Raw genomic sequence first — 20,594 nt, 5'->3', positions numbered from 1 at the left:
GTATGTCGATATACAGCCTCATTGCAGAGAAACTGCAGTATTTTAGCCCAAGTTTTTACAAGGAAAGGTTTTTCAAAAAACTGAAAGGCCTGAACCGTGAGAATATCCTTGAAAGAAGAGTAGAACCGGAACTTCTTTGGATTAAAGATTACCTCAGCGAAAATGATGTGTATATGGACATAGGAGCCAATGTTGGTGCCTACCTTTACCAGCTGGAAAACAAACTTCAGCATCAAAATATTTACGCATTTGAGCCGAATCAAAAACTTTATAAAAGGTTGAAACGTATTTTCCCTGCTGTGTACACCTTACCGCTGGCTTTGTCTGATGAGAACACTTTTGCAGAATTTAAAGTGCCGGTGATGAACGGAAAAAAAATTCACTCCAGGGGAACCTTACAAACCAAACTGAGGGAAGAAGGCGAATCCGCCTCTGAAATCCATAAGGTGAAAGTCACCAGGTTGGATGACTGGGCTGAACTTGAAGATTTTACAAGGCTAAATTTCATAAAAATTGATGTAGAAGGCAATGAATTACACACACTTCGGGGTGCAAAGAAAACCCTACAGAAATTTAAGCCGACAATAATGGTTGAGATAGAACAGAGACACCATGAGGAGCCGGGCTGGAACATTATTTCAGAAGTAGAAAACTGGGGATTTGAGGCGCATTATCTCGACAGGAATTCTTTTAACCTTGAAAAACTTACCAAAAACCTAATCGAAGCGCAAAACAGCGAAAATGTGAAGCAGTACACAGAGTATATTAATAATATTATCTTTGTGCCCGCAAAATGAGTGTTGTAGCTAGACAAGGATTTAAGTATTCGCTGATTGGTTATTTTGGTTTTCTACTGGGAACCATTTCTTCGGTATTTATTTTTCCGTTTGATATGGAGTTCTACGGAAAGCTGCGCTACGTGCTCCCAACTGCGGAAATGCTTTTGCCGATCGTGGTATTTGGGCTCTCATTTTCCAATGTAAAATTTTTTCTGCAAAGCCAGAAAGACGGCAAACACCAGAATTTTCTTTCGCTGTCGTTGGTAGGAGTCATCATCAATTTTATCATATTTCTGGGATTGTTTTTTGCCTTTTTCTATTTCTTCCCCTCCTTCAAAGCATGGCAGATATGGGAAATGAAAGGCCTGATTCTTCCTTTAATATTGATTTTGGCACTCTCCGCGGTGCTGAATAAATATATTTCCAATTTTAAGCGGATTGTTGTCCCCAACATTTTTGAAAACATCTTCCCCAAGATTGCTAATTTAGGCGCTTTCGTCCTGTTTTTTTGGATGGGCGCAACTGAGAAAACATCCTATGCTTTTTTCTTTGCAATGTTTTTTACAGCTTTTCTCGGATATATTTTTTATGCCAACAAGCTGGAGAAAATAAAGCCTGATTTTACTACTGATTACATTAAAAAAAATAATTTATGGCGTGAGGTTTTGAGTTACAGTTTCTTCGGATTTTTGGGAAACATTGGAAATTATATCGCCTTCCGTGTCGATAATTTTATGATAGGCGAATTCCTTTCTTTTGAGGAGAATGGCGCCTACGGCATTCTCCTTTCTGTTCTTTCCTTCATCATGATTCCACAAATGGGGCTCTTTAATATTTCTGCACCAATCATCTATCAGTCTATTTATGAAAATAACTTTGAAGAACTCGACCGGTTTCATAAAAAAACTTCGCTAACACTTTTCTTCCTGGGCGCAGTTCTGTTTTCATGTATTTTAATCGGCTTTCCTTATTTAACGCATTTTATAAAGAATGGTGAACAGCTTCGGCTGGCCTCTCCTGTAGTTTGGATTTTAGGCTCAGCGATGCTCTTTGATTTGGCCACTGGCTTCAACGGTCATATTATTTCACTTTCCAAGTATTACAGGTTCAATATCGTCGTGATGCTCTTTCTGGCAGTAACCACCATAGTTCTGAATATCTATTTTATCAAAAACACAGATTTCGGAATTGTTGGCGTGGCTATGGCGACTGCAGTTTCGCTGACACTTTTTAATATTGTAAAGATTGCCTTTAATTATTGGAAATTCAAAGTTTTGCCTCTTTCTATGGAAATGGTTTACACTACAATACTGTGCTGCCTGGGAATTACCCTTTCAATCATTTTGCCCGAAAGCAAAAATGCCTTTGTGAACATGATATACAAACCCGCAGTGGTCCTGGCCATTATTGGAACAGGAAATTATTTCATGAAAATTTATCCGCTCGAAAAGTACTTCAATAAAAACTTCTTTAGGAGCCTGATTAAATTTTAAAACAAAAAAAAGCAGCTAAAAAACCGCTTTACTTTCATTTTATATATCTCAGGAGATAACCGTCTTTAGAATACATCACATCGTAAGTTCCGTTAAGCTCCACCAGAAATTTTTCGTCCCCGTCTGCTTCTTTAATGATATAAGCTTTTTCCACTTTATGTTTGGACTGTTTTGTGTTCAAATGTGATTTAGAAATGGTCGGGAGGTTGTTGACATCAATTCCGTAGTAAGTTTCAATCAACTCACCATTCTTATAAACCGCAAAAGATTTTACTTTTTCCTTATTCAAAAATTCCACGAAAACTGCGCCTTGACCGGCCGTCCATTTCAGAGCTTTCGATTCCGGGAAATCTGAATTAAAATTAAAAACCAGTTCAACTTCTGGATGATAAACTGCTGCGGCCGGTATGATATCTTTAGGCAAATCTGTCGCTGAAACGGTTGTAAAAGTAAATGCTAATAAAAAGCCTGCTATATAATTTTTCATAATGTTCATTTTAAAGGTTGCTGAATAATTGCCAGAAAATGTGCCAATAAAATGATAGATGAGAATTTTGAAAATCTATCTTTTAATTATGGAAAATCAGATGATGGAGTGCAAAAGCTGATGTAAATCCCTGGAAACGAATTCGTAAGAATATTTTTTTTCAAAATCAAAATACTTTTCTTTCAAAGCTAAAAACTGCCGGACAATATCTTTTTCCTGGGGAATTATAAACTTGAAGGAGCTGTAATAATCTTCCGGAACTACAGCAAGTTTAGAATATTTGATGGCATCACCAATATTACCGGTCATTTTGGTTTTACCGTAAATTTCAGGGTTGCTGAAGAATTCCGTTTTAGACTGAACGGGGCACCAAAGGATATCCGCCTTTTCCATCCATTCATCAAAATCTTTTTGATTTACTTTTTCGGTGAAATACCTGATTTCAACGTGTTCCGGCTTTGTATGCTCCAGGTTCTGCAGAGATTTCAGCTCATTTCCTGTTGCCTTTCCTAAGAATACGAATTCCCACCTTTGATTTTTTGGAAATGCAGGAATTGTACTGAAAATCATCCGGTAATCTCGGCGCTTTTGCGAAACCGCCCCAGGAATCACAACCGTAAAAACCGAGTGCTTTTCATTATTTTGAGATCTGGTATAGAAGACGGGCAAATATCTCAAATTTTCTGTTGCTAAATTTTCATCCAAAACCAAAAGATGGCTGGCGTTTTTATAAATTTCAGGTGCCTCCAAAAGACCTTCCTTCAGCAATAATTTGAAGCGGAAAGTAAAATCTTTTTTGAAAATTTTTGCAAACAGGTGAAATTTTGAAAGCCTGGAAAAATTAAGGTTATGCACGATGACCGAAGTTCTGTATTTCGTGCAAACCTCATTGAAAACATTGAAATAACGGTGCACCGTACCGATAATGACCAGATCGTATTTTTTTCGCGAGAGTTGATGAAGCAGGTTTGCTGCGGAACTGTGAAAAACGTTATCCGATTGTGAAAGTCCCAGCTGTTTCAGAATTTTCTCCGAGAAATAGAAATCAACTTCAAACTCCTCGGAACTTTTAGTCAATTCTTTAAAGTTTGAAGCTATTTCCGCGTGGGTATCGAGCTCTATGTAGGCAATTTTTTTCAGTTACTTACCAAGTTTTATGTTCTCGAGGAACGTTTCGTAATCGAAAACCAGCTCCCCATTGATGAAGGTTTTAAAAACTCTCGTTGCCAAAATCTGATCTTCCGGAATCGTCATCAGGTCTCGGTTCAGCACCACAAAATCAGCATATTTGCCTACTTCGAGGCTTCCTTTTTCTTTCTCCTCGAAACTTCCTTTTGCAGCCCAGATCGTCATTCCGCGCAGTGTTTCTTCTCTCGTGAGTGCATTTTCTTTCTGGAAACCGCTGGCTGGCCAACCTTTGGCATCTTTCCTGGAAACTGCGGCGTAAAATGTGAGAATCGGGTTCACCTCCTCAATCGGAAAATCAGTCCCCAAAGGAATCCAGCCGTTCTGTTTCATTAAATCCTTAAATGCATAGGCATATTTCAAGCGTTCTTTTCCCAGCCTCTCTCCTGCCCAATACATATCTGAAGTGGCGTGAGTGGGCTGTACAGAAGGCACAATGGAGTATCTTCCAAAATAATCGAAATCATTTTTATTCACCACCTGGGCGTGTTCAATCCTCCAGCGACGGTCGTTTTTACCTTTTAAGATTTCGGCATAAATTTTCAGCAGAACACGGTTTGCAGAGTCACCGATAGCGTGTGTATTCATCTGGAAACCATTATCGTACATAATTTTAGCCATTTTTTTGAAGTGTGGAATATCAGAAAGCAAAAAACCTCGCTGATGGGGCTTATCCGAATAATCTTCCAGCAAACACGCGCCGCGCGAACCTAACGCTCCGTCCCCATAGAATTTAAAACCGTTTACATGCAGCCTTCCGGTATTGATCTTCCCTTTTTTGATGAGCCAGTCTATGTTTTTCTGGGAGTCCGAAAGCATGACGTTCAGTCTCATTTTTAGTTTTCCGGCTTTTTGCAGAGCATCAATTTCGTTCACCAAATCGTAATCTAACCCCGCATCTACAACCGTGGTAAGTCCGTACGAAAACGAATTTTTCTGTGCATCTAAAAGGATTTGTTCCACCTGTTTCTTATTGGGTGGCGGAATCTTACGGGAGACCTGTTCCATCGCATTATCCACCAAAACACCTGTCAGTTTACCGTTCTGTTTTATAAAGTCGCCACCTGCAATCTTCGAGGTGGTGTTTATCCCTGCCACATCCAACGCTTTTTGATTTACAATCGCTGCGTGGCCATCAATTCTTGTGAGGTAAACTGGCCTGTCCGGGAATAATTGATCGAGTTTTTCCTTCGTTGGAAATTCTTTTACAGCCCAGTCATTCTGGTCCCAACCTCTGCCCAGAAGCCAGCCTTCGGGATGTGTTTTTGCAAAATTTTGTAAAACAGTGAGAATTTCATCCCAGGAATTCGTATCGCGCAAATTGGCGTTTTGAAGATTACCGCCGTAGCCGAAGAAATGGGCGTGAGCATCAATAAATCCGGGATAGACCGGCTTCTCGTACGCGTTATAAATTCTATCTGAAGAATATTTCTCTAAAATTTCCTTATCGGTCCCCAATGCCAGAATTTTACCGTCTTTCACCGCCATGGCCTGCACGACAGAGAATTTGCTATCCACAGTATAGATTTTCGCATTGTGAATGATCTGGTCGGCATTTTCTTTATTGGTGGAAGCACAGCCAGAAATTATTGCTAAAGCAAATAAGAAAAGTACATTTTTCATAATTAAATCTTGAATTTGCTGAACATGTTTTTCCATCTTAAACCGCGGATGTACGAGATTTCTTCCGAAGTTAATACCCGTCGCGATTTTTGTCTGAGAAACGCATTCATGGTGATGAAAAATTCTTTCAGCGATTTATTCTTCAGTGAAGATTTTAATGAAGAAACAGCTGCCAGAGGCAAATTTAAACCAATATTATAAAAATATTCACCAAGTTTTTCTGCCTTTTGGTTTTTGTATTTATAAGCGGTTGGCCGAAGATGTTTTACCCAAAGAGATTTAACGGTAACCACTTCCCAACCGTGTTTCTGTGCGAGCATGACGTCGATATTATCCCATCCCAAAACGGTACGGAGACCGTTCATATCATCAAAACATTGCTTCCGATAAGATTTTACCGGACCGCGAACATGATCTTTGGAGGACAAATTCTCAAACTGCCATTGCCTTTTTTCGTCCTGAAAATCAAAGGCGAGGTCTTTTTCAAAAACCGACTTCTTGATTTTTACAATTCCCGAAACCATTCCTGCCTTAGGATTAATGGTATAAACCTCACTGATTTTTTTCAGATAATTCTGTGGAAAAATGATATCAGCATCAAATTTACATATAATATCAAAAGTGGTTAGGCTCTGGGATTTCAGTCCGGCATTGAAGGTACGGACGACTTTCGCACCCGGCTGATGTTCAGATTTCTCAAGATTTAAAAGCTCGAAATTTGGATTTTTTGAAATAAATTCTTTCGCAATTTCAGCAGTTTTATCCGTCGAACCATCATTCACGACCACAACCTTGAAATCCTCAAACGTTTGCTGTTCCAGTGATTTCAGGCAATAGAAAATATTTTTTTCCTCGTTGTGCGCGGGAATGATGATCAGGATCTTCAATGCGTTTAATTATGCGGTTGAAGCATATTTTTAGGATCTAAAATTTCATCCAGTTTTGCCTGTGAAAGAAGTCCTTTTTCCAGCACCAGATTATAAACGCTTTTGCCGGTTTCCAGAGCTTCCTTGGCAATTTCTGTTGAATTTTTATATCCAATGTAAGGGTTGAGAGCCGTTACGATCCCGATGCTGTGCTTCACCAAATTCAGGCAAACCTCTTTATTGGCTGTAATTCCAACCACACATTTTTCGCGCAGTGTTTCCAGTGCGTTCCCAAGGAAATGGATATTTTCCAAAATCGCATGAGCCATCACAGGTTCCATGACGTTCAGCTGCAGTTGGCCGGCTTCGGCGGCAAAAGTTACCGTAAGGTCATTTCCAAACACTTTATAGCATACCTGGTTTACCACCTCGGGAACAACTGGATTTACTTTCCCCGGCATAATTGATGATCCAGGCTGCATTGGTGGCAAATTGATTTCAAAAAGCCCAGCTCTGGGACCAGATGAAAGCAGCCTCAAATCATTACAGATTTTGGAAAGCTTTACCGCCAGGCGTTTCATAGCTGATGAATAAATTACATACGAACCGGTATCGGGCGTGGCTTCAACCAAGTCCGGCGCGGAAACGAACGGGTAACCGGAAATTTCAGCAAGGTTCTTAGCACATAATTTTGCATAACCTATGGGAGCATTCAAACCGGTACCAATCGCGGTTGCGCCCATATTGATTTCTACAAAGAGCTTAGCGTTGTTGTTAAGTTTTTCAATGTCTTCTTCCAGGTTTGCTGCAAAAGCTTCGAATTCCTGGCCCAATGTCATCGGCACCGCATCCTGCAGCTGGGTTCTGCCCATCTTAATAACATCGGAAAATTCCTTACCTTTTGCACGGAAGGCTTCAACAATCGCTTTCAATTTTTCAACCAATTCTTCATTTTCCTGAAGTAAAGCCAGTTTCAGGGAAGTAGGATAAGCATCGTTGGTTGACTGTGAAAGGTTGATATGGTCGTTTGGGGAACAAAACTGATAATCGCCTTTATTTTTCCCAAGCTTCTCAAGGACAACATTTGCGATCACTTCATTGGCGTTCATATTGACTGAAGTTCCGGCACCACCCTGTATCATATCGAGCGGAAATTGGTCATCGTACTTTCCGGATGCCACTTCGTCGCAGGCTTCGGCAATTTTAAAATATAAATGTTCTTCAAGCAATCCCAGCTCGTAATTGGTTTTTGCAGCCGATTTTTTCACCAAAGCCAATGCCTTAATGAATTTTGGGTAAGATGACAGCTTTTGACCTGATATTTTGAAATTTTCAATCGCACGCTGCGTTTGGACCCCATAAAAAACACCTGCGGGAACATTCAGTTCACCCAATAAATCGCTTTCTTTTCTGAAACTTACCATTAAAAAATATTTGAGTGAAAAGTTAAGATTTTTTTAGAATACAAAACAAAAAAAGCGCATGATCACCATACGCTTTTTAAACCTGTTTTCGAAGCTATTTTGCAGGATACTTTTGTAAAAGTGCCTGCAGAATCGCCCATGTCTCCAAATCCATAATGCCGTCGTATTTTTCTGGCCTGAAATGGTACTGAAAGGCTTCTATAGTCCGCTTTGTAGCATTATCATAAGTTCCGCTTGGCATAATTCCGTAACCAAAATCATTTAGAAACGTTTGATATTTAAAGATAAAGGTTGAATTAGCACTTTCCAACGCAAAGGTTTCCGGCGTCATTTGGTTCATAAAAGCCATTTTTGCAGTGTCATCATACCACATTCCCACGCCATATTCGTTATAAAGGCGCTTCCATGGAAATTTCGGACCCGGATCTTCTTTCCTTGTTGGCGCGATATCCGAATGTGCGATCACGTTTTGTGGCTTAATATCATATCTTTTCACAAGATCTTTTACGAGTTCACCAACTTTCTTAAACTGCCATTCCGGATAGTCATAAAAAGTTTTCACGCCCTGCGCATCAGCCGTATAACCGGGGTTTACAATTTCAATTCCGATTGAGGTGTCGTTAAGATTGGTAATTTTTCGCCATTCGCTAATACCTGCGTGGTAAGCTCTTTTATTCTCATCAACCAGCTGATAAATTTCCCTGTCATCAGTGTCATTAACCAAATAATGGGAGCTCACACTTTGCTCGGTCAGCACTCTTACCGATTTATCGTGATCCAAAGCTGTGTAATGCAGAATAATATAGCGCTGTCTGAAATTTTGCCCAACTGAAGGAAAAAAACTGTGAACCACTTTGTAGCGGCCTGGATTGGCAGAAACGACCGATCCGTAACTGATGGTGTTATCGCCCTTTGAAGCATCTGCAATATTAACTTTATAAAAATGATTACTTCCCTGGTTATCCATCTGCGGTTTTACAGGAGTCTGTACCGGAGTTTTTACCGGTGCAGTGGTGGTTGGTTTCGGAACAGGCTTCGCCGCAACTTTTTGCACGGGTTTCTGCGTGGTTCCGCACGAAATTACAAGCATCCCTAATGCGATGATATGTAATGAATTACGCATAAATAGTAGTTTTGAGTGATTTGTTGGGGTAAAAATACAAAAAAAATTAAGCAAATTTTTTTGGTAATAATGGAAAAGGTTTATATATTTGCACTCGCAATTAAGAAAAGCAGTTCTTACAAAAATTGCAGGGAGGGTTGCCGGAGTGGTTAACGGAGCAGTTTGCTAAACTGTCGACGCGCAAGTGTCGCATGAGTTCGAATCTCATACCCTCCGCAACAGAAAAACTCGGGGTGTAGCGTAGTCCGGTCATCGCGCCTGGTTTGGGACCAGGAGGTCGCAGGTTCGAATCCTGCCACCCCGACAAATTCTAAAAATTCAGCAGAATTTTTGATAATCAAAAACTTTAGGGTGCGTAGCTCAGCTGGATAGAGCATCTGCCTTCTAAGCAGACGGTCAAAGGTTCGAATCCTTTCGCGCTCACTTTAAGAGGAATCATTTTATGGTTTCTCTTTTTTTATTTTATATTTTGTAAAAAACAAAAGAGAAACCTTTCTGTTCCTCTTTTTTTCTTAATCGCGCTGATAATCGTCCTCGATCCGGACAATATCATCCTCTCCGAAATAAGAGCCCGTTTGCACCTCTACAAATTCTAAAGTTTCCGATGAGCGGTTTTCAATTCTGTGTTTAGCTTCGCGGGGAATGAAAATACTTTCTCCGTAGCCCAAAAGATGTTCCTCGCCTTCCAGGGTTACCACAGCATTGCCCTTAACGACCGTCCAGAATTCCTGTCTTTTAAAATGGTATTGGTAGGAAAGCCGTTGTCCAGGGTTCACCACTATTTTCTTTAGCTTAAAATATTCCTCGTCCTGCAGCACGTAATATTCGCCCCAAGGCCTTTTTCCCACTTCCAGATATATTCCATTTTGACTGCTTTCCATTTAAATTTCTTTGTTTAAAGCACAAATTTAGAAAAATTAAAACAAGATGCAGCAACGGCTCAATCCGTGGTTTTTAACTATTTTTGCCTGATGAAGCACGTTGTAATCATCGGAACCGTAATTCCAGAGCCCAACTCTACCGCCGCCGGGAAAAGAATGCTTCAGTTGATTGATTTTTTTCAGTCTGAAAATTACAAAGTAACATTTCTCTCTGCAGCCTCAATTTCCGAGTTCAGTTTCGATTTAAATTCCATTGGCGTTGATTTGCACAACATCTTGCTTAATGACAGTTCTTTTGAAATTTTAATAAAAGATTTAAACCCAAACGTTGTCATTTTTGACCGATTTACCACCGAAGAGCAGTTCGGCTGGAAAGTGTCGGAAATGTGCCCAGAGGCTGTCAGAATTCTTGATACAGAAGATTTGCATTTTTTGAGGAAAGCACGTGAAAATTCCTTTAAGCAGAACAAAATTGCGGAGGACAAAGATTTAATCTCAGATGTTTTTAAACGTGAAACCGCATCAATCCTGCGTTGCGACTTATCGTTGATCATTTCTGAATTTGAAATGAAGCTGCTCACCGAAAAATTTAAAATTAATGAAACGATACTGCATTACCTGCCGCTGTTTGCGGAAATAAAACCGGCTGAAAGATCATTTTACGAAAGAAAAAATTTCGTTAGCATTGGGAATTTTCTGCATGAACCAAATTGGCAAACGGTTTTGAAACTCAAAAAAATATGGCCGGAAATCCGGAAGAAACTGCCGGAAGCTGAAATGCATATCTACGGTGCCTACGTCACAGAAAAAGCCAGACAACTGCATAACGGAAAGGATAAATTTATGATAAAAGGACGCGCAGAAAGCGTGGAAAAAATCTTTGAAAATGCCAGACTGTTACTCGCTCCGATTCCATTCGGTGCCGGTATAAAAGGAAAATTGCTCGACAGTATGGTAAACGGGCTTCCAAGCGTGACATCCACCATCGGCGCGGAAGGAATGAACGGAAACATGGACTGGAACGGCCACATCACCGATGACGATTCTGATTTTGTAAAAAAAGCCGTTGATCTTTACAGCAACGAAAATGAATGGAAAAAGGCGCAGCAAAATGGCTATAAAATCATTGAATCAAGGTTTAAGAAAGAGAATTTTTTACCTTCTTTTTCTGAAAAAATCAAAGATCTTCTAGAAAATACTGATGAGCACAGACAACGGAACTTCCTTGGGCAGATCCTGCAGCACCACACTTTACTAAGCTCGAAATATCTCGGAAAATGGATTGAGGAGAAAAACCGCAATTAATTTTTCTCCAGTAAAAGCGACATCCATTCTTCGCGCTGCTGCCTGTTTTTCAGGGTTAATCCCTCTTCATAGCAAACCTCCAGAATATCGTCCACATCGAAGAAGCAGAGCCCAGATAGCAAAAGCTGTCCGCCGTCATTCAGCACCGAAACATAAACCGGAATGTCAGAAATCAAAATATTCCTGTTGATGTTGGCCAAAATGATATCAAATTTTTCACTGCCCAGATTGTCTGCAGTTCCTTGAGAAATATCGAGCTCTACCCCATTTCTGGCAGCATTTTCCCTGGAATTTTCTACGGACCATTCATCAATATCTATCGCTACCGTCCTGCCGGCCCCTTTCTGTTTTGCAAAAATGGCTAAAACCGAAGTTCCACAACCCATATCCAGGACAGACTTATCCCTGAAATCCATTTCCAGCATCTGCTGAATCATCAGGTGTGTTGTGGGGTGATGGCCGGTTCCGAAAGACATCTTGGGCTGAATTACGATTTCGTGCAGATCTGCATTGGGCGCGTGGAATTCTGCACGGATCAGAACTTTATCTGCAACATAAATAGGGTCAAAGTTCTTCTCCCATTCCTCGTTCCAGTTGATGTTCGGCATTTCCTTAAAATCATAGGTAATCTCCACATCAGGATTATTAAAAATGTACAAAGATTTCATTTCATCTTCATTGAAAGCATCTTTTTGAACATAGGCCAGAATGCCGTAGTGCTCTTCCGTAAAGCTGTCGAACCCGACTTCAATAAGTTCGGCCATTAAAATTTCGCTCCAGGGCTGAACGGGATTTATTTTAAAATTGAATTCTAGATAATTCTGCATCGTGATATTTTTAGCAAAAATAAGGAATACGATTTTGCTTTGCTGCGATTTCAGGAACTGAAGAAATAAAATTGCCACGAATGCACTAATTTCTTAATGATTCGCGGCTAATTTTATTATGGTGCAGAAACCCATAGCCCTGATCGCAGCGGCTACCCCGCAGCCAAGCTTCGGCAGGCTATGCCTGCCCGCCTTGGCGCGAGGAGTAATAGCGGAGAGCAGGTTCCCGGCTCCTGAAAAAACTAATTGAAAGCCCCGATGATTTTTGAGAAATCCTCGATCTTCAAAGCTGCACCGCCGATCAGTCCGCCATCGATGTCCGGCTGCGAGAAAATTTCTTTGGCGTTATCCGGTTTTACAGAACCGCCGTAAAGGATAGAAACTTCGTCAGCGACCTCCTGGCCGTATTTTGCAGCAATGAGCGAACGGATGTGCGCGTGAATTTCCTGCGCCTGCTCCGGAGTTGCGGTTTCGCCGGTTCCGATTGCCCAGACCGGTTCGTAAGCGATCACTACTTTCTTGATTTCATCGGCTGAGAGCGTGAAAAGTGCGGTTTCCGTTTGGTTTTTCACTACATCGAGGTGTTGCCCGGCTTTTCTTTGTTCTAAAGTTTCGCCGTTGCAGTAAATTGGCGTTAAACCTTTATCCAAAGCCAGTTTCACTTTTTTATTGCAGTGAGAGTCGGTTTCGCCGTGGTACTGTCTGCGCTCAGAATGTCCGATGATGGCGCCTTTCGCGCCTACAGATTTTATCATATCGGCAGAAATTTCACCGGTGTATGCGCCGCTTTCGTGCTCGCTTATATCCTGGGTGAAAACTTCTACTTTGCTGTATTCAAAAATATTTTTTGCAGTTACGGTATAAAGTGCAGGTGGTGCGATGTAAATTTCACAATTGGCAGAACTGTTCGCAGCATAAGCGGCCAGCTCCTCCATAAGAGACTGCGCACCAGCGAAATCCTTGTTCATTTTCCAGTTTCCTGCAACGATGTTTTTTCTCATTTGATTAGAATATTTTTATTGGTTAGTCCACATATTTTTCAAAAGCCTGTAGAATCGGTGCTCATCATCGCTGACATCATCATCAGCCTTGATCAAAGATTTTGCAAAATCCAAAAATTTTGCGCGTTCATTTTCCTCGGAATCCTCCATGAAACATCTGGCGTGGAACTCGAAATGGTCTTTCCATTCCTCTGGTTTCAGGGTTGCGATTACATCAAGTTCGTTGTCAAGATTTACGCGGAACGGAAACTCTTCAGCAAGATATTCCTGGATTTTCATGCCTTCTGCAGGCGCAAATTCGCCGTCAACTGATGACAAAATCATTAGAAGATGGTAACCTGCAATGGATTTATTTGATTTTTGCATAGCAATTATATTTGTTGTGTTTATATTTAAAATTATTTATTTGAAATCTTGTGCGGGTATTTTCTCGACAATTTTACCTTTATTTAAAACCAAAATAAAAGGATTGCTCCTCGCGATGGTCTTGATTGCGGTCCCGTCCATGGTTGCGTTCGGAATTCTTGTAAAAGTATTTGGATTGGTAGAAACACCGTAAACAAAAGGTTTTCCACTCACTGCATTTTCTGCGTTCTGGATTTCCTCATTGGTCAACGCTTGCGGTTTATAGGAAAACACCAAAACCGCTTCCTGGGCATTAAGGATTTGGCTGGTGATATCATTGCCCTTTTCATCATCAATCCTGAATTTTGAGATCTCGGATTCGTAGCCTTTTTTTACGATTTCAGAAGTGGTTTTATCTTTCTGAATTTCCCAAGGTGTGCCCTGCTCCCAAAGTTTTTTATCTGAAACAAAATCATCTGAACTTACCTTTCTTTCCTCGCCCGTCGATTTGTTTTTAAGTATATAGAATGTCTTGTACTCCGACGGATTTTGCTCAATTTTCTGTTTTTCAAGCCTTATATCGGTACCAATTTTATAATCCCTGAAATCGACCAGCGGTTCATTTTTAATTCCCCAACAAATGATGAAAGTGGTTAAAAAAACTGTCATCCAAAGGATTGGTGACTTAATGCGTCCTGCAGGCTTTTCGAATTTACCGGAATTTTTGTAGGCCAACCATAAACCAATGAGACCAGCAAGCAACAAGACATCCTTCCAGAAACTTTGCCACGGTGTCATTTTCAGGGCGTCGCCAAAGCAACCGCAGTCGGTCACAACATTAAAATAGGCAGAATAAAACGTAAGAAATGCAAAAAATACACACAGTGCAATCAGCAAGGCGAGTGTTTTGCGAAGCTGAATTTTCATCAGCAGCATGACACCTAAAACAATCTCCAAACCGCTGACAAATGCCGCAATTACTAACGCAAATTTTTCCATAAACGGCATATTGAAGACTGATGGTGAAAAATATTCCTCCAGCTTAAAAGAAAAACCAACGGTATCTACTGCCTTCACGAAGCCGGAAGCAATGAAAATCAGCGCGATGATATATCGTAGAATTGCTTTCATCATACAAATTTGGGTTTGGAAGATTCCTGATTTTCAGAAACTTTAATTAAGCAGAACACCGCATAATTCAGCATATCGAAAAAGTTGGCATCTAAACCTTCGGAGGCTTGTGTGAGCCCATTATTTCTGTGAATGGATTTCATTCTTAAGATTTTCTGAAAAATCAAATCGGTAATCGACTCAAGCTCCATATCCCGCCAAGCCTCACCGTAATCGTGATTTTTCTTTTCCATCAAGCTTTTGGCTTCAGCAGTATACTGATCGTACATCGTCATGATTTCCGCTTTTGTACCTTCAAAATCTTCTGCAAATCCTTTCTCTAACTGAATCAGGCCAATGACGGAGTAATTTACTATTGCTGTTAAATTATCTTTTTCAGAATCACCAACTTTAGAGATTCCCGTAAGCTGATAATTCCTTAGATTTTTAACCTTAATAAGAATTTGATCCACAACAGAAATGGTGCGCAAAACCCGGAATGACGCGCCATAATCTGACTGCTTTTTTTCAAACAGATCGCGGCACTCACCGATAACCTCATCAAACTGAATCGAAGTTCTTGTCATATCTTTTCTTAATGTTTCAAAGATACTGAATTTACGGTGAAGATGGAAGCAAGTGCCCGAAGTTTTCTTTTGCTAAATTTGCAGCATGAAACCTACTGAATCGGGACTTGAACTGCCTTTCTTTTCCATGAACTGCAACGGTAAACTGATAGATTTATCGGTTCCAAAAATTATGGGAATCCTGAATATGACACCGGATTCCTTTTCGGACGGCGGAAAGTTCAATGATGAAAAAAATGCGCTTCTTCAAACTGAGAAAATGCTGGCAGATGGTGCTGAAATCATTGACATCGGGCCACAGTCGACCCGGCCCAATGCTGAGTTTTTATCTTCTGATGAAGAAATCGCCCGTTTGGGAAAAATCATTTCAACCATAAAAAGAGAATTCCCCGAAAGTTTACTTTCCGTTGATACTTTTTGGTCCGAAACCGTGAAATATGCTTACAATGAGGGGATTGATATTGTAAATGACATCTCGGCCGGGCAGTACGATCCGAAACTTTTTGAAACGGTTGCCGGGACCGGTTTGCCATACATTCTGATGCACGTAAACCCCACCTACAAAAGTATGCATGAGAAGATTGCGTATGATGACGTCACGGTTGCCGTTAATAAATTTTTGCTCGAAAAAGCCCGGGAACTTCTAAAAATTGGTGTAAAGGATATTATCCTTGATCCCGGTTTCGGCTTCGGGAAAACGTTTGAAGACCAGCACAAAATGATTGAGGAAACCCAATTCATCGGACTTGGAAAATTCCCGGTTTTAATCGGTATTTCAAGGAAATCATTCATTTATAAACCCTTAGGAAAGGGACCGCTCGATATCAACGAAGAAACCCAGAAACTACACCTGAAAGTCCTGCAGCAGGGCGCAAAAATACTGCGTGTTCATGATGTTGCGGAAGCGAAGAAAACTTTAGATTTATATGTGACCTCATTGTTTTGATATAAAAAAGTAAAGCGGAAATCATTCCGCTTTAATATTTTATCTTTCAAATTTCACGTTGGGCAGAAGCTTAGGACGTTCAGGTTCATTGGCAACTTTCCAGCTCGTTCGGTACATCCATTCGGTCATTTTATACAATTTTTTGTAATTGATGTTTTCAGATTCATCCTGCGGCTGGTGGTACTGATGATGCAGCACACTGGTGAAAAATAACGACGGGATACCGAGCTTCGCATACGGAACATGATCAATCCTGAAGTAGAAATATTCCGGATGTTCCGGCAAATCCCATTCTCGCAGATATTTGAATTTTGTACTTTCATTGTTGGCTTCTTCGGCCATTCTTACCAAATCATCGGAATTTTTGTGCGGCGAAGTACCCCCTAAAAGTGCAGCTTCATCCAAATTATTTCTGCCGATCATATCGCCGTTCAGCACGGCAACAATATTTTCCCTTGGAACCACAGGATGTGCGGCATGCCATCTGGAACCAAGCAATCCGCGCTCTTCGGCACCGTGAAATACAAAATGAATGCTTCGTTTTCCGGGCTGTTTTCTGTACGCTCTCGCCATCGCCAGCATTGCCACACAGGTACTCGCATTGTCATCAGCACCGTTGTAGATCGTATCATTCTTCACAGGATGGCGAATACCGTCGTGATCCTGGTGACCGGAAACCAGCACATATTCATCTTTTAGTTTTGGATCTGTGCCTTCAATTTTCCCAATAATATTTACCGAAGGATATTTATATGTTTCAGTAATTAGTTTGAAATCAATTTTTGCATTATTTTTCACCCAATTTTCGTTGGCTCTTTGAATCCAGAAAACAGGAACTGTATTCGAAACTTTTTCACGAAGGCCTTCCACACCGTACTGCCCGCGCGTCATTTGCGGCACCACTTCAACCCAGCTTTTTTCTGAAATATCGTCGGTGATGAAGATGATTCCTTTCACGCCAAGGTTTTCCGCAGTTTTATAGTATTTCGTCCGGATGAATCCTGGATATCGGCGCTCAAAAAGCGTCATTTCCTTTGCCACATCTTTATCGGAAACATTGATAGCCACAACTTTGCCCTTTATATTAAGTTTTGCCAGGTCTGCAGGCTCGGCTTTTCCTGCGTGTATGATTTCACCGCTGTATGCAGCATTTACCACATCCGCTACCAGAATATCTTTCCAGATTTTGCGTTCACTGCCGTTGATCTTTATTGAGCTTTGCGGTGCAACCTGATGCCGGTACATATCAAAGAACTGGAAAAAAGTACCGTTATCTCCAGCAGGTTTCATACCTGCTTCCGCGGCTTTGTTAGCCAGCCACATGGAGACCTTCAGTTCATCCAAAGTTCCGGCTTCTCTACCCCAAAACTGGTCTGCAGCCAACTGAAACATGTCGGTACGCAGGTCGGTTTCCTTGATGGCGGAAACCAACGGCTTTTTGTAAGTCTGCGCATTGGCAAACCCGACAAAAGCCAGGAAAAACCATGTCAAAGTTTTGATTTTGATCATATTAAATGAATTTAATTTGGTTTCGTTTTCTGAAATCTGATGCTAATTATTCTGCGCAATTTTTTCAGCGTACTCCTTTGCGAAAACTTTTTGGTCAGCCTTCAATTTTTCAAGATCATCCGGAAGCGTGTAGTTGAAAAGCACTTTTTCCTCGTTATCTAAAAAGATAATTTCCTTCTCCTCGCCATCAATCATCTGGGCAAAAATTTCCCACATGGAAGTATCTCTTATCTTTAAAAGTTCAAAAAACTGCTGGGCTTTTATTTCAATCGTCTTCATATATCAAAAATAAAACTTTTCCGAAAATGTTCATTATTTTTACCAAATGATTTCCAAAGAGACCATCGACAAGGTTTTTTCCGTCATCCGCGTGGAAGAAATCATCGGCGAATATGTGCAGCTGAAACGTGCAGGCTCCAACTTCAAAGGGCTGAGCCCATTTCAGGATGAGAAAACGCCGAGTTTTGTGGTATCGCCAAGCAAGCAGATCTGGAAAGATTTTTCGACCGGGAAAGGAGGAACGGCAATTTCTTTTTTAATGGAAATTGAAAATTTTACGTATCCTGAGGCGCTTCGCCACGCCGCGAAAAAATACGGCATTGAAATCGAAGAAACGCAGGCTGAACAAACCGAAGAGCAAAAAGCTGCACAAACGGAGCAAGATTTACTTTATAAAATTCACGAGGTTGCCAATAATTTCTTTCAGGAACAGATGTATGACACTGAGGAAGGCCAGAACATAGGGCTTGCGTACTTTAGAGAGCGCGAACTTCGTGAAGACATCATCCGAAAATTTCAGTTGGGTTATTCACCCGAACAGAAAAATGCATTTACCGCATACGCTCTGGAAAAAGGCTATTCCAAAGATATTTTAGAAAAATCCGGACTCTCCATTTTTCCGGAAAATTCATCCAACGGCATCGACCGTTTCCGGGAACGTGTGATTTTTCCGATTCACAGTTTTTCGGGCAGAGTGCTGGGTTTTGGGGCCAGAATTCTTAAAAACAATGTCAAAACTGCCAAATATCTCAATTCTCCGGAAACGGGAATTTATCACAAGTCCAGCGTTCTTTATGGCTTAAACCAAAGCAAACAGTCGATTTCCAGAAATAATCTTTGCCTTTTGGTTGAGGGCTATATGGATGTGATTGCCCTTCATCAGGCAGGAATCGAGAATGTGGTTTCAAGTTCAGGAACTTCTTTGACGACCGAACAGATTAAGCTCATCAAAAGGCTTACAGAAAATGTGACCATCCTTTTTGATGGTGATGCTGCGGGAATAAAAGCCAGCTTCAGAAGTATTGACATGCTGTTGTCGGAAGGAATGAATATCCGCGTGCTGCTGTTTCCTGACGGTGACGACCCGGATTCTTTCTCCAGAAAACATCCGCAGGAGTTTGTTGAAAACTATATTAAAAACGAAGCAACGGATTTCATCGACTTCAAAGCTGAAATTTTACTTAAAGAAGCAGGAGGCGATCCTATAAAAAAAGCGGAAGCAATCCGCGACATTGTAAAATCGGTCGCTTTTGTTACAAATGCCCTGAAACGTGAGGTCTATCTAAAAGAAGTTTCGAGTAAATTTGGGTTGAGCGAACAAAGTTTATTTAATGAACTGGGCGTGCAGAAGCAAATCGCTCAGCAAAACCAAAGATCGGAAGCCCCAAAACCACAACCAAAACTTGAAGTTGTTGGGGAGACCGTTTTCGCAGTAAATCCATTGATTGTTTTGGAGGAAAAACTCGTCGAGCTGATGCTGAAGTACGGCGACCATGTTTTAACGCGGTCCGACCATGAAAACCAGCCCTACCAAATCACAGTGATTGAAGAAATACTGGCACATTTTGACGAAGACGGTTATGAAATTCAGTCTCCCGTAAATGAAAAAATCATTTCAGAAATAAAATCCGGGATTGAATCGGATGAGCTGCGGGCCGGGAAATTTTTCTTAACTTTAATGGATGAAGAGGTTTCGGACCGTGTGGCAGATGCACTTTTGGAGCCGTATGAAAACAGCGACTGGAGCAAGCATAATATCTTTTTCAGCAAAGAACAGGAACTGGTTCCAAAAATCATTGAAGACGTCATCATCCGCCATAAACGGGAATTTACGGTGAAAATGATCAATGATTTAAAAGATACACTGAAAGCCGAAGCCGACAACACAGAAACTTATATGAAAATCTTGCGTCTGAACCAGCTGAAAAATGAGATCGACGAAGCGCTGCACAGGATTTTGTGACAAAAGGTCAGAATTATTTTGTGGAATAAGGTTTGTTAAAATACTCCCGAAAAGAAACATCTGAAACAATCCAGGTTTCTGATGAACTGGCGTGGTGAGTTATAAAAAACTTTGGCCTGTGCCGGAACAGGAAGTAAAACAATTATTAGACGAACAGATAAAAGATTATATATGGATATAAAAAAAGATTTCAGAGATTTCTCTGTAAAACATTTAGGAAACAGCGGTTTGGCAACAGACCAGTATATGGGGATGTACGGCCCCACTAACCTTACACCTTACATTATGGAGGAAAGACGGCTGAACGTAGCTCAGATGGACGTTTTCTCCCGTTTGATGATGGACAGGATTATTTTTCTGGGAACCGGAATCGACGATCAGGTAGCTAACATCGTCACGGCTCAGCTTCTTTTCCTGGAAAGTGCTGATCCATCGAAAGATATTCAGATCTACATCAACTCGCCGGGCGGAAGTGTTTATGCAGGTTTGGGAATTTATGATACGATGCAGATCATCAAACCTCATGTAGCGACGATATGTACAGGTATGGCTGCAAGTATGGGTGCTGTGCTTCTGGTAGCCGGTGAAAAAGGTAAACGTTCAGCATTGAAGCATTCCAGAGTGATGATCCACCAGCCGTCTGGCGGTGCGCAGGGCGTAGCATCAGACATGGAAATCAACCTAAGAGAGATGCTTAAACTGAAAAAGGAACTTTACGAAATCATTTCTCTCCACTCCGGACAGCCGTATGAATGGGTAGAAAAAGCGTCTGACAGAGATTACTGGATGACATCATCCGAAGCTAAGGAAATGGGGATGGTGGATGAAGTTCTGGAAAAAAAACCTACAGGTGAGAACTAA

General features: G+C 41.0%; 20 protein-coding genes and 3 tRNA genes. 9 read left to right on the top strand and 14 right to left on the bottom strand.

Translation table 11 applies throughout. The features are described 5' to 3' along the window. Positions 1 to 2 precede the first annotated feature (2 nt). Positions 3 to 797 carry an FkbM family methyltransferase gene (locus CKV81_RS12475; RefSeq protein ID WP_095073744.1) on the top strand — a complete coding sequence of 265 codons (795 nt, stop codon included), beginning with the start codon at positions 3 to 5 and terminating at the stop codon, positions 795 to 797. Next, positions 794 to 2,272 carry a lipopolysaccharide biosynthesis protein gene (locus CKV81_RS12470; RefSeq protein ID WP_095073741.1) on the top strand — a complete coding sequence of 493 codons (1,479 nt, stop codon included), beginning with the start codon at positions 794 to 796 and terminating at the stop codon, positions 2,270 to 2,272. Before CKV81_RS12475 ends, CKV81_RS12470 begins: the two co-directional genes overlap by 4 nt. Before the next feature lie 34 nt (positions 2,273 to 2,306). Here the strand turns inward: CKV81_RS12470 and CKV81_RS12465 are convergent, their stop codons facing one another. The 6 genes from CKV81_RS12465 to CKV81_RS12440 all read right to left on the bottom strand — a co-directional run bounded on the left by CKV81_RS12465 (position 2,307) and on the right by CKV81_RS12440 (position 8,980). Beyond that, positions 2,307 to 2,759, bottom strand: coding sequence for a hypothetical protein (locus CKV81_RS12465; protein WP_157727426.1), 453 nt, complete (start codon positions 2,757 to 2,759; stop codon positions 2,307 to 2,309). Between the two features lie 96 nt (positions 2,760 to 2,855). After that, on the bottom strand, positions 2,856 to 3,836 hold the full coding sequence (locus tag CKV81_RS12460) for a hypothetical protein (RefSeq protein WP_258454372.1): 981 nt from the start codon (positions 3,834 to 3,836) through the stop codon (positions 2,856 to 2,858). Positions 3,837 to 3,899: 63 nt separating this feature from the next. Next, positions 3,900 to 5,567, bottom strand: coding sequence for an amidohydrolase (locus tag CKV81_RS12455; protein ID WP_095074533.1), 1,668 nt, complete (start codon positions 5,565 to 5,567; stop codon positions 3,900 to 3,902). A 2-nt stretch (positions 5,568 to 5,569) separates the two neighbouring features. Next, the gene (locus CKV81_RS12450; protein WP_095073731.1) at positions 5,570 to 6,454 is read right to left on the bottom strand and encodes a glycosyltransferase family 2 protein; all 885 of its coding nucleotides are present in this window, start codon (positions 6,452 to 6,454) and stop codon (positions 5,570 to 5,572) included. 5 nt (positions 6,455 to 6,459) lie between these two features. Then, positions 6,460 to 7,857 (bottom strand): aspartate ammonia-lyase, encoded by a 1,398-nt coding sequence (aspA, locus tag CKV81_RS12445; protein WP_095073726.1) that lies wholly within the window; start codon positions 7,855 to 7,857, stop codon positions 6,460 to 6,462. A 94-nt stretch (positions 7,858 to 7,951) separates the two neighbouring features. After that, positions 7,952 to 8,980, bottom strand: a complete 1,029-nt coding sequence (locus tag CKV81_RS12440) for an N-acetylmuramoyl-L-alanine amidase (protein ID WP_095073722.1) — start codon at positions 8,978 to 8,980, stop codon at positions 7,952 to 7,954. Positions 8,981 to 9,111: 131 nt separating this feature from the next. Between CKV81_RS12440 and CKV81_RS12435 the strand changes: the two genes are divergently transcribed. The 3 genes from CKV81_RS12435 to CKV81_RS12425 all read left to right on the top strand — a co-directional run bounded on the left by CKV81_RS12435 (position 9,112) and on the right by CKV81_RS12425 (position 9,403). After that, a tRNA-Ser gene (locus CKV81_RS12435) sits at positions 9,112 to 9,196 on the top strand. Positions 9,197 to 9,209: 13 nt separating this feature from the next. Beyond that, positions 9,210 to 9,284, top strand: a tRNA-Pro gene (locus CKV81_RS12430). Between the two features lie 45 nt (positions 9,285 to 9,329). Next, positions 9,330 to 9,403 (top strand) — tRNA-Arg (locus tag CKV81_RS12425). Between the two features lie 89 nt (positions 9,404 to 9,492). Here the strand turns inward: CKV81_RS12425 and CKV81_RS12420 are convergent. Continuing rightward, complete coding sequence (locus CKV81_RS12420; RefSeq protein WP_258454371.1) at positions 9,493 to 9,861, bottom strand: phosphomannose isomerase type II C-terminal cupin domain; 369 nt, start codon at positions 9,859 to 9,861, stop codon at positions 9,493 to 9,495. A 90-nt stretch (positions 9,862 to 9,951) separates the two neighbouring features. Here CKV81_RS12420 and CKV81_RS12415 point away from each other — a divergent pair, with 90 nt between their 5' ends. After that, positions 9,952 to 11,166: a glycosyltransferase gene (locus CKV81_RS12415; protein WP_095073719.1), complete on the top strand. Its 1,215-nt coding sequence runs from the start codon at positions 9,952 to 9,954 to the stop codon at positions 11,164 to 11,166. Here CKV81_RS12415 and prmA read toward each other — a convergent pair. The 5 genes from prmA to CKV81_RS12390 all read right to left on the bottom strand — a co-directional run bounded on the left by prmA (position 11,163) and on the right by CKV81_RS12390 (position 15,036). Further along, positions 11,163 to 11,993, bottom strand: coding sequence for a 50S ribosomal protein L11 methyltransferase (gene prmA, locus CKV81_RS12410; RefSeq protein WP_095074528.1), 831 nt, complete (start codon positions 11,991 to 11,993; stop codon positions 11,163 to 11,165). The genes CKV81_RS12415 and prmA overlap by 4 nt on opposite strands. A gap of 242 nt (positions 11,994 to 12,235) precedes the next feature. Further along, entirely contained in the window at positions 12,236 to 12,994 is a 759-nt protein-coding gene (gene tpiA / locus CKV81_RS12405; protein WP_095073716.1) for a triose-phosphate isomerase, read from the bottom strand. Between the two features lie 15 nt (positions 12,995 to 13,009). Further along, a complete protein-coding gene (locus CKV81_RS12400; RefSeq protein WP_095073711.1) occupies positions 13,010 to 13,360 on the bottom strand; it encodes a tellurite resistance TerB family protein in 351 nt (116 codons plus the stop codon). 36 nt (positions 13,361 to 13,396) lie between these two features. Continuing rightward, a complete protein-coding gene (locus CKV81_RS12395) occupies positions 13,397 to 14,473 on the bottom strand; it encodes a BT_3928 family protein (protein ID WP_095073709.1) in 1,077 nt (358 codons plus the stop codon). Then, a complete protein-coding gene (locus tag CKV81_RS12390; protein WP_095073707.1) occupies positions 14,470 to 15,036 on the bottom strand; it encodes a DUF1599 domain-containing protein in 567 nt (188 codons plus the stop codon). The genes CKV81_RS12395 and CKV81_RS12390 overlap by 4 nt, the downstream gene beginning before the upstream one ends. A gap of 85 nt (positions 15,037 to 15,121) precedes the next feature. Between CKV81_RS12390 and folP the strand changes: the two genes are divergently transcribed. Beyond that, complete coding sequence (gene folP / locus CKV81_RS12385) at positions 15,122 to 15,982, top strand: dihydropteroate synthase (RefSeq protein ID WP_258454368.1); 861 nt, start codon at positions 15,122 to 15,124, stop codon at positions 15,980 to 15,982. Positions 15,983 to 16,021: 39 nt separating this feature from the next. Here the strand turns inward: folP and CKV81_RS12380 are convergent, their stop codons facing one another. Both CKV81_RS12380 and CKV81_RS12375 read right to left on the bottom strand, forming a co-directional pair. Further along, positions 16,022 to 17,491 (bottom strand): M28 family metallopeptidase, encoded by a 1,470-nt coding sequence (locus CKV81_RS12380; RefSeq protein ID WP_095073705.1) that lies wholly within the window; start codon positions 17,489 to 17,491, stop codon positions 16,022 to 16,024. Between the two features lie 42 nt (positions 17,492 to 17,533). Then, the gene (locus CKV81_RS12375) at positions 17,534 to 17,770 is read right to left on the bottom strand and encodes a hypothetical protein (RefSeq protein ID WP_095073702.1); all 237 of its coding nucleotides are present in this window, start codon (positions 17,768 to 17,770) and stop codon (positions 17,534 to 17,536) included. Positions 17,771 to 17,816: 46 nt separating this feature from the next. On the opposite strand from CKV81_RS12375, the gene dnaG reads away from it, so the two are divergent. Together dnaG and clpP are read left to right on the top strand one after the other, a co-directional pair. Next, complete coding sequence (gene dnaG / locus CKV81_RS12370; protein WP_095073700.1) at positions 17,817 to 19,733, top strand: DNA primase; 1,917 nt, start codon at positions 17,817 to 17,819, stop codon at positions 19,731 to 19,733. 171 nt (positions 19,734 to 19,904) lie between these two features. Next, the gene (gene clpP / locus CKV81_RS12365) at positions 19,905 to 20,594 is read left to right on the top strand and encodes an ATP-dependent Clp endopeptidase proteolytic subunit ClpP (protein WP_095073698.1); all 690 of its coding nucleotides are present in this window, start codon (positions 19,905 to 19,907) and stop codon (positions 20,592 to 20,594) included.

It is taken from the genome of Chryseobacterium taklimakanense, assembly GCF_900187185.1.
Lineage (GTDB): Bacteria > Bacteroidota > Bacteroidia > Flavobacteriales > Weeksellaceae > Planobacterium > Planobacterium taklimakanense.
The sequence above is the reverse complement of the archived record's forward strand: the minus strand, read 5'-3'. Positions and strand labels throughout refer to the sequence as shown.